The sequence below is a fragment of the Streptomyces sp. NPDC030862 genome (genome assembly GCF_055571835.1).
Window position 1 is genome coordinate 14,428 of sequence record NZ_JBVIEN010000011.1, and the last position, 12,903, is coordinate 27,330.

A 12,903-nucleotide genomic window follows, 5' to 3' on the forward strand; every position below is an offset into this window, starting at 1 on the left:
ACCTCCCTGTGGAGGTCACCGGGTCCCCTGGAGAGAGACGAACCGTACGACTACTGGTTCTGGTTCTCGCCCCGGTAGTACTCGAACACCCAGCCCCAGACACCGATCAGGATCAGCGGCAGGGAGAAGTACAGCAGCCACCAGCCGAGGGCGACGCCCAGGAAGGCGAGGGCGCCACCGATGGCCAGGGAGAGCGGCTGCCAGCTGTGCGGCGAGAAGAAGCCGACCTCACCGGCCTCGTCCGCGACGTCGGCCTCCTTGTCGTCCTGCGCCATGGCGTCCACGCGCCGGGCCGTGAAGGCCAGGTAGTAGCCGATCATGATCGCCAGGCCGAAGGCCAGGAAGAGCGCCGTCGTACCGGCCGGCTCCTTCGACCACAGGCCGTACACGATGGCCATGGCGAGGATGAAGACGCTCAGCCAGATGAACATCTTGCCCTGGATCTTCACTTGCCGACCTCCTTGCCACCGAACAGCGCGGTGTCCTTCTGCCCGTGGTTCTCGAGCTGGCCGACCGCTGCGATCTCGGGGTGGTGCAGATCGAACGCCGGGGATTCCGACCGGATGCGCGGCAGCGTGAGGAAGTTGTGCCGCGGCGGCGGGCAGGACGTCGCCCACTCCAGGGAGCGGCCGTAGCCCCACGGGTCGTCGACGCCGACCGGCTTGCCGTACTTGGCCGTCTTCCAGACGTTGTAGAAGAACGGCAGGATCGACATGCCGAGCAGGAACGACGCGATCGTGGAGATCGTGTTCAGCGCGGTGAAGCCGTCGGCGTGGAGGTAGTCCGCGTAACGACGCGGCATGCCCTCGGCACCCAGCCAGTGCTGCACCAGGAAGGTGCCGTGGAAGCCGATGAACAGCGTCCAGAAGGTGATCTTGCCGAGCCGCTCGTCCAGCATCTTGCCCGTGAACTTCGGCCACCAGAAGTGGAAGCCGGCGAACATCGCGAAGACCACGGTGCCGAAGACGACGTAGTGGAAGTGCGCGACGACGAAGTACGAGTCCGAGACGTGGAAGTCCATCGGCGGCGAGGCCAGGATGACACCGGTCAGACCACCGAAGGTGAAGGTGATCAGGAAGCCGATCGTCCACAGCATCGGCGTCTCGAAGGAGAGCGAGCCCTTCCACATGGTGCCGATCCAGTTGAAGAACTTCACACCGGTCGGGACCGCGATCAGGAAGGTCATGAAGGAGAAGAACGGCAGCAGCACACCGCCGGTGACGTACATGTGGTGCGCCCACACCGTCACGGACAGACCGGCGATGCCGATCGTCGCGGCCACCAGGCCGATGTAGCCGAACATCGGCTTGCGGCTGAAGACCGGGATGATCTCCGAGACGATGCCGAAGAACGGCAGGGCGATGATGTACACCTCTGGGTGACCGAAGAACCAGAAGAGGTGCTGCCACAGCAGCGCGCCGCCATTGGTCGGGTCGAAGATGTGCGCGCCGAACTTGCGGTCCGCCTCCAGCGCGAAGAGCGCGGCGGCGAGCACCGGGAAGGCGAGCAGGACCAGGACACCGGTCAGCAGCACGTTCCAGGTGAAGATCGGCATGCGGAACATCGTCATGCCCGGGGCGCGCATGCAGATGATCGTGGTGATGAAGTTGACCGAGCCGAGGATCGTGCCGAAGCCGGAGAAGGCCAGACCCATGATCCACATGTCGGCACCGACGCCCGGCGAGCGGATCGAGTCCGACAGCGGGGTGTAGGCGAACCAGCCGAAGTCGGCGGCACCCTGCGGGGTGATGAAGCCGGCCACCGCGATGAGCGAGCCGAACAGGTACAGCCAGTAGGCGAACATGTTCAGCCGCGGGAACGCCACGTCGGGCGCGCCGATCTGCAGCGGCATGATCCAGTTGGCGAATCCGGCGAACAGCGGCGTCGCGAACATCAGCAGCATGATCGTGCCGTGCATCGTGAACGCCTGGTTGAACTGCTCGTTCGACATGATCTGCGTACCCGGACGGGCGAGCTCGGCGCGCATGAAGAGCGCCAGCAGACCGCCGATGCAGAAGAAGACGAACGACGTGACCAGGTAGAGCGTGCCGATCGTCTTGTGGTCCGTGGTGGTCAGCCACTTGACGACGACATTGCCGGGCCGCCTGCGCCGCACGGGGTGCTCGTTCTCATACGGCTCGTTCACCGAGCCGTCGGCTGCCGTGGCGGCACCCTGAGGTTCGTTGAGGATGCTCACAGTTGGTTGGTCTCCGAGTTCCTGGCCGGGTCCGTCTGCTCAATGCCCGACGGGATGAAGCCGGTCTGCCCCTTCTCGGCCAGCTCCTTCAGGTGCTGCTGGTAGCGCTCCGGGGAGACCACCTTGACGTTGAACAGCATCCGGGAGTGGTCGACGCCGCAGAGCTCGGCGCACTTGCCCCTGAAGGTGCCCTCCTGGGTGGCGGTCACCTCGAAGACATTCGTGTGGCCCGGGATGACGTCCTGCTTGAACAGGAAGGGGAGCACCCAGAAGGAGTGGATGACGTCACGGGACGTCAGGATGAACCGGACCTTCTCGCCCTTCGGCAGCCACAGGGTCGGACCCGGGTTGCCGTTCTGCGGATTCCGGGTGCCGGGGATGCCGTAGTCGTAGACGCCCTCGGCGCCCGCCGGGAACTCCTTCTGGAACCGGTCCGGAATGGCACCGATCTCCTTGGCGGACTTGGCGTCCGTGTCGGCATTGCCGTCGACGTTCTCGACGTAGTTGAAGCCCCAGCTCCACTGGTAGCCCACCACGTTGATGGTGTGCGTCGGGTTCTTGGAGCGTTCGAGGAGCTTCGACTCATCGCGTGCGGTGAAGTAGAACAGCACCGAGACGATGATGAGCGGGGTCACCGTGTACAGCGCCTCGATGGGCATGTTGTACCGGGTCTGCGGAGGAACCTCGACCTTGGTGCGGCTGCGCCGGTGGAAGATGACGCTCCACAGGATCAGGCCCCAGACCAGCACGCCCGTGGCGAGCGCAGCCGCCCACGAGCCCTGCCAGAGGGAGAGGATCCGCGGAGCCTCCTCCGTCACCGGGGTGGGCATACCAAGGCGGGGGAAGTCCTCCCAGTTGTACGAGCAACCGGAGGCGGTAGCCAGGATCAGGCCCGCAGTCAGCACCTGCGGCAGCTTCCGCCGCATCGGGCGCCGCGACGAGCGGTCGGAGCCGTTGGGACTCACGTAGCGCCTTCCCGAGAGTCTCGCCCGCGCGGTCGGCTGCGGCCGTCACGCTGGTCGGTCGCCGGCCCTGACGCGGGCAGGGGTTTGGATGTTTATGCGGACCAAACCCTACTGGACGCTATTTGGGGTCGCGCGGGGAGGGTGCCCAACGCGCCGCCGGACCCCCTTTTTGGGTGGGCTCGCTTGCCTCCGGGGCGCTGAAGCGTGCGTCGACGGTCGATCTCCCCCTACGCCCTGCGGGCGTGGGAGGTACCCCCGCTCGGGTCGTTCGTCCCTCACGACCCTCCGCGCGTTCTCTCTTTCGACGCCCGCGCGCCCCTTTGGCTCGCTCGCCACAGGCGCCGGAGGTGCGGGCCGGAGGCTCCGGAGATGAAGGCCGGAGGCTCAAGAGGTGATGGTGGAGGCCCTGGGGCCAGGGGCTCGGGTTTAGCGTGGGGGCGTGGCCTACTTCGATTCCGCTTCCTCCGCTCCCCTCCACCCCGTTGCCCGGCAGGCGCTGCTCGCGGCGCTCGACGAGGGGTGGGCCGATCCGGCGCGGCTGTACCGCGAGGGGCGGCGGGCGCGGATGCTGCTGGACGCGGCGCGGGAGGCCGCGGCGGAGGCCGTGGGGTGCCGTCCGGACGAGCTCGTCTTCACCCCTTCGGGGACACGTGCGGTGCACTCCGGAATTGCCGGGGCGCTCGCCGGGCGTCGGCGTGTCGGGCGGCACCTGGTCGTGTCGGCGGTCGAGCACTCCTCGGTGCTCCATTCGGCGGCCGCCCACGAGGCGGACGGCGGCACGGTGGCCGAGGTGCCGGTGGGCCGGGCCGGGCGGGTCGACCCGGCCGCGTACGCCGCCGCCCTGCGCGCCGGCACCGCCCTGGCCTGCCTCCAGTCCGCCAACCACGAGGTGGGCACCGAGCAGCCCGTGGCCGAGGTGGCCGAGGCGTGCCGGGCGGCCGGGGTGCCGCTGCTGGTGGACGCGGCGCAGTCGCTGGGCTGGGGTCCGGTCGCCGGCGACTGGTCGCTGCTGACCGCGAGTGCCCACAAATGGGGCGGTCCCGCGGGGGTGGGGCTGCTCGTCGTCCGCAAGGGTGTCCGGTTCGCCGCCCAAGGCCCGGCGGACGAGCGCGAGTCGGGGCGGGCCGCCGGGTTCGAGAACCTTCCGGCCATCGTCGCCGCGGCGGCCTCGCTGCGGGCCGTACGGGCCGAGGCGGACGCGGAGGCGGCGCGGCTGCGGGGGCTGGTGGAGCGGATCCGGTCGCGGGTGTCGGAGTCGGTGCCGGACGTGGAGGTGGTCGGCGACCCGGTGCGGCGGCTGCCGCACCTCGTCACCTTCTCGTGTCTCTATGTCGACGGGGAGACCCTGCTGCACGAGCTGGACCGCGCGGGCTTCTCGGTGTCGTCCGGCTCGTCGTGTACGAGCTCGACCCTGACACCCAGCCATGTGCTGCGCGCGATGGGCGTGCTGTCGGAGGGCAACGTACGGGTCTCGCTGCCGTTCGGTACGCCGGAGGCGGACGTCGAGCGGTTCCTGGAGGTGCTGCCGGGCGCGGTGGCGGGCGTACGGGAGCGCTTCGGCGCCCCCACGTCCGCCCCCGCGCCGGCGCCCGGGGCCGGGGACCTCGTCGTCGACGCGCTCGGCAAGCGGTGCCCGATCCCGGTGATCGAGCTGGCGAAGGTGATCGGCGACGTACCGGTCGGCGCCACCGTGACGGTGCTCAGCGACGACGAGGCCGCCCGCCTCGACATCCCGGCGTGGTGCGAGATGCGGGGCCAGGAGTACGTGGGCGAGCGGCCGGCGGAACGCGGCAGCGCGTACGAGGTGCGCCGCACGGCCTGACGGCCGGGCCTCAGGCGAGGTGCTTGTGGACCTCCGCCGCCGCGTCGTCGCCGTACGCCTTGGTGAAGCGCTCCATGAAGTGGGCCCGGCGCAGTGTGTACTCCTGGGTGCCGAGCGTCTCGATCACCAGGGTGGCGAGCATGCAGCCGACCTGGGCGGCGCGCTCCAGGCTGACGCCCCAGGTCAGACCGGACAGGAAGCCGGCCCGGAAGGCGTCGCCGACGCCCGTCGGGTCGACCTTGGCCTCTTCCTGCGGGCAGCCGACCTCGATGACCGGCTCGCCCACCCGCTCGATGCGGACGCCGCGCGAGCCGAGCGTGGTGACGCGGTGGCCGACCCGGCCGAGGATCTCCTCGGCCGTCCAGCCGGTCTTGGACTCGATGAGCCCCTTCTCGTACTCGTTGGAGAAGAGGTAGGTCGCCCCGTCCAGCAGGATCCGGATCTCGTCGCCGTCCATGCGGGCGATCTGCTGGGAGAAGTCCGCCGCGAACGGGATCCCGCGCGAGCGGCACTCCTCGGTGTGGCGCAGCATCGCCTCGGGGTCGTCCGCGCCGATCAGGACGAGGTCGAGGCCGCCGACGCGGTCCGCCACCGCCTGGAGCTCGATCTGGCGGGCCTCGCTCATGGCGCCGGTGTAGAAGGAGCCGATCTGGTTGTGGTCGGCGTCGGTGGTGCAGACGAAGCGCGCGGTGTGCAGGACCTCGGAGATCCGCACGGAGCCGGTGTCGACGCCGTGCCGGTCGAGCCAGGCGCGGTACTCGTCGAAGTCGTAGCCGGCCGCGCCGACCAGGATCGGGTGGGCGCCCAGCTGCCCCATGCCGAAACAGATGTTGGCGCCGACGCCTCCCCTGCGGATGTCGAGGTTGTCGACCAGGAAGGAGAGGGAGACCGTGTGCAGCTGATCGGCGACGAGCTGGTCGGCGAATCGGCCGGGGAAGGTCATCAGATGGTCGGTGGCGATGGAGCCGGTGACTGCGATACGCACGGCTGGGCGCTCCTGGGGAAGGTGGAGTTGACGGTTAACGCTACCCGGTCACGGAGCCGCCGACATGCGGAAACTACCCGATAGTAGGTCTTTTTCGGTCGCGTGCGGCTGCGTACGGTGCCGATATGACCGAGTACATCGCTCCACTTGAGCGGGGGGAGTCCGACATGGGCCTGGAGTTCGGCCTCGCCGAGCTGCGCGGCGACAGCGCGCGCATGGCGCCGCACTGGAGGGTGCCGGCGGAGGACGCTCCTCCGCCCGGTCCGGTGTCGCCGTCACTGATCCACGGGGTGGTGGTGCCGCCCGCGTCCGCGCGGCTGATCGACGCGACGGTGGAGTACGGCGCCTGATCCCCGGCCGTCTCGTGGAACCGGGTGCTCCTCCGTTCCGTCCCATGGGTGTCTTCCGTAAAGGGAGTACGACGGACGAAGGAGCGTTGCGGTGAGCAGTACGGAACCCGAGCCCACACAGGACACCGCCCGCCCCGGGCGTTCCCCGCTGGTCGTCGCCTCGGTGGCGATGGCGGTGCTGCTCGCCGGGGGCGGCGGCGCGTACTTCGCCACGAGCGCGTCGGACGGCGGCCGCGCCGAGGCGGGCGCCGGCCGTACGGCGCCGCCCCCGCTGGCGTTGGACGGGCACACCGAGGGGTCGTCGGGGCCGGGGATCGCGCCCGGCGAGCCGGCGCCGAACGGCGAGGTCTACCGCGCCTCCGGCCCGCTGCCGGACGGGCCGGACACGGCGCACGTCCACCGGTCCCGGGGCGCGGTCGGCGCGGACGAGGTGGCGCGGCTCGCGAAGGCCCTGGGGGTGTCGGGGACGCCGCGCCCCGACGGTACGGCGTGGAAGGCCGGCCCCGAGAAGGACGGCTCGGGCGGGGTGCTGCAGGTCGAGAAGGAGGCGCCGGGGACCTGGTCCTTCGGTGCGGCGCCGGCGGGTGACGACTGCCGCAAGGGCACGAGCTGTCCCGGCGGCGGACGGAACGGTGGGCCGATGGGCTGGGGCGGGACCCCGGTGGGCGAGGAGGCGGCGAAGAAGGCGGCCGCTCCGGTGCTGAAGGCGCTGGGGCAGGACGACGCCAAGCTGGACGCCACCCAGCTGATGGGCGCGGTACGGGTCGTCAACGCCGATCCGGTCGTCGGCGGGCTGCCGACGTACGGCTGGACCACCGGCATCCAGGTGGGTCCGGACGGGCAGGTGGTGGGCGGCAGCGGGCGGCTGAAGGAGCCGGTCAAGGGTGATGAGTACCCGGTGATCGGTGCGGAGGAAGCGCTGAGGCTGCTGAACGCCGGATCCTCGGACGAGGGGGGCGTCTCCATCGGCGGGTGCGCGACGCCCGCGCCGCTGGAGGGCGAGGGGAAGGCCGGCCCCGAGGTGAGCTGCGCGCCGGAGCGGAAGCCCGCCAAGGAGACCGTGACCATTTCCAAGGCCGTCTTCGGGCTGGCCGCGCACACCGTGGAGGGGCGGCCGGCGCTCGTGCCGTCGTGGCTGTTCCAGGTGGCGCCGAAGGGCGACGCGCGACCGTTCACGATCACGTACCCGGCGGTGGCCCCCAAGCATCTCGCGCCGGCGCCGAAGCCCTCCCCGACGCAGCCGGCGGTCCCCGACCAGTCCGGTCGGCAGGTCGAGTCGTACCGGACGGACGGGAGCGGGCGGAAGCTGACCGTCACCTTCTGGGGCGGCGTGTGCAGCACCTATACGGCCAAGGCCGCGGAGAGCGACGCGCTGGTGAAGGTGACGGTGGTCGAGTCGCCGGCGGACCCGGAGCGGTACTGCATCGCGATGGCGCAGGAGCAGACCGTCACGGTGACGCTGGACCGGCCGCTGGGCGCGCGGCAGGTCGTGGACGCGGCGTCGGGTGAGGCGGTGCCGCGGAAGTAGGGCGCAAGCGGTACCGGCGTACGACGAAGGCGGCAGACCCCCATCGGGGTCTGCCGCCTTCGTCGTACGGGCTTAGCTGAACGAGTCGCCGCAGGCGCAGGAGCCGGTGGCGTTCGGGTTGTCGATGGTGAAGCCCTGCTTCTCGATGGTGTCGACGAAGTCGATGGACGCGCCGCCCAGGTACGGAGCGCTCATGCGGTCGGTGACCACCTTGACGCCGTCGAAGTCCTTGACGACGTCCCCGTCGAGCGAGCGCTCGTCGAAGAAGAGCTGGTAGCGCAGGCCGGAGCAGCCGCCGGGCTGAACGGCGACGCGCAGCGCCAGGTCGTCGCGGCCTTCCTGGTCCAGCAGCGCCTTGACCTTGGCCGCCGCGGCGTCCGACAGAAGGATGCCGTCGCTGACAGTGGTCTTCTCGTCCGATACGGACATCTGCTTCTCTCCCGGTGTGTACGGAGACTGCTTGCCGACGGTTGCAACCGGCGGGGCCGCGGATTCATTCCGGGCCGAGTGCGTGCTTTCCCCTTCATGCTCGCACACGCGCGCGCACGCACGTCGGGCAAGCGCCACCCCGGGGACGGGGGATGTGTCACATCGACACTATGGCCATCGTCAAAGTGACGTGAAGCGGTTATGATAGATAGCGTCATTTAGACGAAAAGGCTCCTTCGCCGCGCTTACCGAAGAAAGAAAGGGTGCGTGACGTGACCACCGCCCAGCCCCTGGATGTCCAGCCGACGCCGCTCGCCCTGCTGCTGCTCGGCCGCGAGGCCGACCCCAAGAGCGAGCGGGGCGTCGAGTGCCCCGGCGACCTTCCATCGCCGTCCGACCCGGACCTGGTGGAGCGCGCCCGCGCGGCCAAGGAGAAGCTGGGGAGGAAGGTCTTCGTGCTGGGGCACCACTACCAGCGCGACGAGGTCATCCAGTTCGCCGACGTCACCGGGGACTCGTTCAAGCTCGCCCGGGACGCGGCGGCGCGGCCGGAGGCCGAGTACATCGTCTTCTGCGGTGTGCACTTCATGGCCGAGTCGGCCGACATCCTGACGACCGACGACCAGAAGGTCGTGCTGCCCGACCTGGCCGCCGGCTGCTCGATGGCCGACATGGCCACGGCCGAGCAGGTCGCGGAGTGCTGGGACGTGCTGACGGAGGCGGGCATCGCCGAGCAGGTCGTGCCGGTCTCGTACATGAACTCCTCCGCCGACATCAAGGCCTTCACCGGCAAGCACGGCGGCACCATCTGCACCTCCTCGAACGCCAAGCGGGCCCTGGACTGGGCCTTCGAGCAGGGCGAGAAGGTGCTCTTCCTGCCCGACCAGCACCTGGGGCGCAACACCGCCGTCCGGGACATGGGGATGTCGCTGGACGACTGCGTCGTCTACAACCCGCACAAGCCCGGTGGCGGGCTGACCGTGGAGCAGCTGCGCGCCGCCAAGATGATCCTGTGGCGCGGGCACTGCTCGGTGCACGGGCGCTTCTCGCTGGACTCGGTGAACGACGTGCGCGAGCGGATCCCGGGCGTCAACGTGCTGGTGCACCCGGAGTGCAAGCACGAGGTCGTGGCCGCGGCGGACTACGTCGGGTCGACCGAGTACATCATCAAGACGCTGGAGGCGGCGCCGGCCGGCTCCAAGTGGGCCATCGGCACCGAGCTGAACCTGGTGCGGCGCCTGGCGAACCGTTTCGCCGACGAGGGCAAGGAGATCGTCTTCCTCGACAAGACGGTCTGCTTCTGCTCGACCATGAACCGCATCGACCTGCCGCACCTGGTGTGGACGCTGGAGTCGCTCGCCGAGGGCAAGCTGGTCAACCAGATCCAGGTCGACCGCGAGACCGAGAGCTTCGCCAAGCTGGCGCTGGAGCGCATGCTGGCGCTGCCGTAGCCGTCTCCTGAGACGAACGTGTGAGGGGCGCCCCGCCGATGCGGGGCGCCCCTCGGCGTTTGATCAGACCCCGGCCGGGGCCCGCTCCGGCTCGCGCTCCGCGGCACGGGCGGCGCGGGCGGCGCGCTTGGTGCGGCGGCGCTCCTTGCGGAGCTCCACCATCGCGTACAGCGTCGGGACCAGCAGCAGGGTGAGCAGCGTGGACGTCACCAGGCCGCCGATCACCACCACCGCGAGCGGCTGGGCGATGAAGCCGCCCTCGCCCGTGATGCCGAGCGCCATCGGGAGCAGGGCGAAGATCGTCGCCAGGGCGGTCATCAGGATCGGGCGGAGGCGGTGGCGGCCGCCCTCGATGACCGACTCGATGACGCCGAGGCCCTGCGCCCGGTACTGGTTGATCAGGTCGATCAGCACGATGGCGTTGGTGACCACGATGCCGATCAGCATCAGCATGCCGATCATCGCCGGGACGCCCATCGCCGTGCCCGTGGCGACCAGCAGGCCGATGGCGCCGGTGGCCGCGAACGGGATGGAGACCAGCAGGATCAGCGGCTGGACCAGCGACTTGAAGGTCGCCACCAGCAGCATGAAGACGATCGCGATGGCCGCGAGCATCGCCAGGCCCAGGTTGGCGAACGCCTCCTCCTGGTCCTCGGACACACCGCCGATGGTGGCGGTGGCCCCGTCGGGCAGGTCCAGTGCGTTGATCTTCGACTGGAGCGCGGCGCTCACCGCCCCCGTGTTGTCACCGGTCGGCTTCGCCGTGATGGTCGCGGCCCGCGAGCCGTCGATACGGGTCATCGAGACCGGGCCGGGGACCAGCTTCACCTCCGCGATGTCGCCGAGCTTCACCGGGCCGAGCGGCAGCTGCTGGAGCTGGGCCATCGTCCGCGCCGGCGCGGCGGAGGTGATGACGATGTCGCGCTCGGTGTCGTCCAGGATCGCCTTGCCCGCCGGGGTGCCGCGTACCGCCTGGGCGACCGCCATGCCGAGCGCGGCGTCGTTGAACCCGGCCTCGGCCGCCTTGGCGTTGGCCTTGACCGAGACGCGCGGGATCGACTGCGACAGGTCGCTCTGGACGTCGGTGACGTCGTCCAGCTCGGCGACCTCGGTGCGCACCTGGTCGGCGGCCTTCTTCAGGGTGGCGGCGTCGGCGGCCTTGACCACGACGCTCAGGTCCTGGTTGCCGAAGCCGTCGCCGGCGGCGATGGTCGTGTCGCCGATGCCGTCGAGCTTGCCGAGCTCGGCGTCGAGGTGGTCGCGGACCTTCTCGTACGAGGCCGAGTCCGCGAGCGTCACCTGGTAGGAGGCCTGGTTGGCGCCCGTACCGCCGCCGAAAGCCGCCATGAAGCCGGAGGAGCCGACGGTGACCTGGTAGTCCTTCACCTCGGGGGCGCCGGCCAGGACCTTCTCGACCTTCTTCGCCGCGGCGTCCGCCGCCTCCAGGCTGGTGCCGGCGGGCAGCTCCTGCTTGATGGAGAGGACCTCCTGCTCGCCCTGGTCGAAGAAGTTCGTCTTCAGCAGCGGGGCCATGCCGAAGGTGCCGACGAGGACGACGATCGCGAGGGCCACGCTGGTGAGGCGGCGGCGGGTCGCGAACCGCAGCACCGGCACGTACATGCGTCGCAGGACGCTGCGGTTCTCCTTCTCCTCGGCCTTGCGGCGCGCCTCCTCCGGGTCCGCCGACGTGCCCTTGGGGGCGCGCAGGAACCAGTACGACAGGACCGGGACGACCGTCAGCGAGACGAGCAGGGAGGCGAGGAGGGCGGCGGTGACGGTGAGGGAGAACGAGCCGAACAGCTCGCCCACCATGCCGCCGACCAGGCCGATCGGCAGGAAGACGGCGACGGTGGTGAGGGTGGAGGAGGTGACGGCGCCCGCCACCTCGCGCACCGCCGTGAGGATCGCCGCCTGGCGCTCCTCGCCGTAGCCGAGGTGCCGCTTGATGTTCTCCAGCACCACGATCGAGTCGTCGACGACCCGGCCGATGGCGATGGTCAGGGCGCCCAGCGTCAGCATGTTGAGCGACAGGTCCCGCGTCCACAGCACGATCAGGGCGAGGACGACGGAGAGCGGGATGGAGACCGCGGTGACCAGGGTGGAGCGGAGCGAGGCCAGGAAGACCAGGATGACGATGACGGCGAAGAGGAGCCCGAGGGCGCCCTCGGTGGTCAGGCCGGAGATCGACTTGGAGACCGCCGGGCCCTGGTCGGAGACGACCGTCAGCTCGGCGCCCGAGCCCAGGTCCTCGCGCAGCTCGGGCAGCTTGTCCTTGACCGCCTCGGAGATGGCGACGGCGCTGCCGTCGTTGTCCATGGTGGCCATGACGGCGAGGCTCGGCTTGCCGTTCGTCCGGGTGAGGGAGACCCGGCGGGACTCCTCCTGCTTCACGGTGGCGAGGTCGCCGAGGCGGACCGCGTCGCCCTCCGCGGGCTTGATCCGCAGGTCCTGGATCTGCTCCAGGGAGGTGAAGCCGCCGCCGACCTGGACCGTGCGGCTCTGGCCCGCCTCGGAGAAGGAGCCGGCCGGGACGGTGGCGCCGCCCGCCTTCAGCGCCTCGGCCAGGGTCATGGCGTTCAGGCCGGCCGCGGCGAGCTTGCGGTCGTCGGGCGTGATGGAGACCTGGAGGTCCTGGACGCCGTCGATGGACACCTGGCCGACGCCGTCGATGTCCTCCAGGGCCGGGACGACGGTCCGCTCCAGCTGGTCGGCGAGTGCCTGCTGGTCCTTGGTGGACGTGACGGCGAGGACGACGGTCGGGATGTCGTCGGTCGAACCGGCCACGACCTGCGGGTCCACGGTGTCGGGTAGCTGCACGCGGGCGCGGTTCACGGCCTGCTGGACGTCGGCGACGAGCTGCTTGGTGTCCGCGTCGCCGTAGTCGAAGGTGGCCATGATGAGGGCGTTGCCCTCGCTGGCCGTGGAGGTGACGCCCTTGATGCCGTCGACGGCCTTGATGGTGGACTCGAGCGGTTCGACGACCTGCTTCTCGACCACGTCGGGGGACGCGCCCTGGTAGGGGGCGAGGACTGACACCATCGGCAGCTCGATGGAGGGCAGCAGCTGTTGCTTGAGCTGCGGGATGGCGATCGCCCCGAAGACGATCGCCACGATCGATATCAGCCCGACCAGGGCCCGTTGCGCGAGGCTGAATCTGGACAGCCAGGACATGGGGT

Annotated in this window: 10 protein-coding genes; 4 read left to right on the forward strand and 6 right to left on the reverse strand. The window is 70.1% G+C overall.

Features of this window, described 5'->3' with window-relative positions:
* Positions 1-50 precede the first annotated feature (50 nt).
* From ACZ42X_RS27265 to ctaC, 3 genes are read right to left on the reverse strand one after another with little or no spacing between them, the layout of a single operon-like run.
* The gene (locus ACZ42X_RS27265; RefSeq protein WP_361414426.1) at positions 51-449 is read right to left on the reverse strand and encodes a cytochrome c oxidase subunit 4; all 399 of its coding nucleotides are present in this window, start codon (positions 447-449) and stop codon (positions 51-53) included.
* Positions 446-2,197, reverse strand: coding sequence for an aa3-type cytochrome oxidase subunit I (gene ctaD, locus ACZ42X_RS27270; protein ID WP_468295259.1), 1,752 nt, complete (start codon positions 2,195-2,197; stop codon positions 446-448). The genes ACZ42X_RS27265 and ctaD overlap by 4 nt, the downstream gene beginning before the upstream one ends.
* A complete protein-coding gene (gene ctaC, locus ACZ42X_RS27275; RefSeq protein ID WP_468295262.1) occupies positions 2,194-3,162 on the reverse strand; it encodes an aa3-type cytochrome oxidase subunit II in 969 nt (322 codons plus the stop codon). Before ctaC ends, ctaD begins: the two co-directional genes overlap by 4 nt.
* 439 nt (positions 3,163-3,601) lie before the next feature.
* Between ctaC and ACZ42X_RS27280 the strand changes: the two genes are divergently transcribed.
* Positions 3,602-4,984: an aminotransferase class V-fold PLP-dependent enzyme gene (locus tag ACZ42X_RS27280; protein ID WP_468295263.1), complete on the forward strand. Its 1,383-nt coding sequence runs from the start codon at positions 3,602-3,604 to the stop codon at positions 4,982-4,984.
* A gap of 10 nt (positions 4,985-4,994) precedes the next feature.
* On the opposite strand, the gene ACZ42X_RS27285 is transcribed toward ACZ42X_RS27280, so the two are convergent.
* Positions 4,995-5,969, reverse strand: a complete 975-nt coding sequence (locus ACZ42X_RS27285) for a carbohydrate kinase family protein (RefSeq protein ID WP_468295265.1) — start codon at positions 5,967-5,969, stop codon at positions 4,995-4,997.
* A gap of 125 nt (positions 5,970-6,094) precedes the next feature.
* On the opposite strand from ACZ42X_RS27285, the gene ACZ42X_RS27290 reads away from it, so the two are divergent.
* Together ACZ42X_RS27290 and ACZ42X_RS27295 are read left to right on the forward strand one after the other, a co-directional pair.
* Positions 6,095-6,319 (forward strand): hypothetical protein, encoded by a 225-nt coding sequence (locus ACZ42X_RS27290; RefSeq protein WP_361414416.1) that lies wholly within the window; start codon positions 6,095-6,097, stop codon positions 6,317-6,319.
* A 91-nt stretch (positions 6,320-6,410) separates the two neighbouring features.
* Complete coding sequence (locus ACZ42X_RS27295) at positions 6,411-7,847, forward strand: hypothetical protein (RefSeq protein ID WP_468295268.1); 1,437 nt, start codon at positions 6,411-6,413, stop codon at positions 7,845-7,847.
* A 72-nt stretch (positions 7,848-7,919) separates the two neighbouring features.
* Here the strand turns inward: ACZ42X_RS27295 and ACZ42X_RS27300 are convergent, their stop codons facing one another.
* The gene (locus ACZ42X_RS27300) at positions 7,920-8,276 is read right to left on the reverse strand and encodes a HesB/IscA family protein (RefSeq protein ID WP_018848827.1); all 357 of its coding nucleotides are present in this window, start codon (positions 8,274-8,276) and stop codon (positions 7,920-7,922) included.
* Between the two features lie 263 nt (positions 8,277-8,539).
* Between ACZ42X_RS27300 and nadA the strand changes: the two genes are divergently transcribed.
* On the forward strand, positions 8,540-9,727 hold the full coding sequence (gene nadA, locus ACZ42X_RS27305) for a quinolinate synthase NadA (protein WP_361414412.1): 1,188 nt from the start codon (positions 8,540-8,542) through the stop codon (positions 9,725-9,727).
* A 63-nt stretch (positions 9,728-9,790) separates the two neighbouring features.
* Here nadA and ACZ42X_RS27310 read toward each other — a convergent pair whose 3' ends face one another.
* The gene (locus tag ACZ42X_RS27310; protein WP_468295272.1) at positions 9,791-12,898 is read right to left on the reverse strand and encodes an efflux RND transporter permease subunit; all 3,108 of its coding nucleotides are present in this window, start codon (positions 12,896-12,898) and stop codon (positions 9,791-9,793) included.
* Between the last annotated feature and the right edge of the window lie 5 nt (positions 12,899-12,903).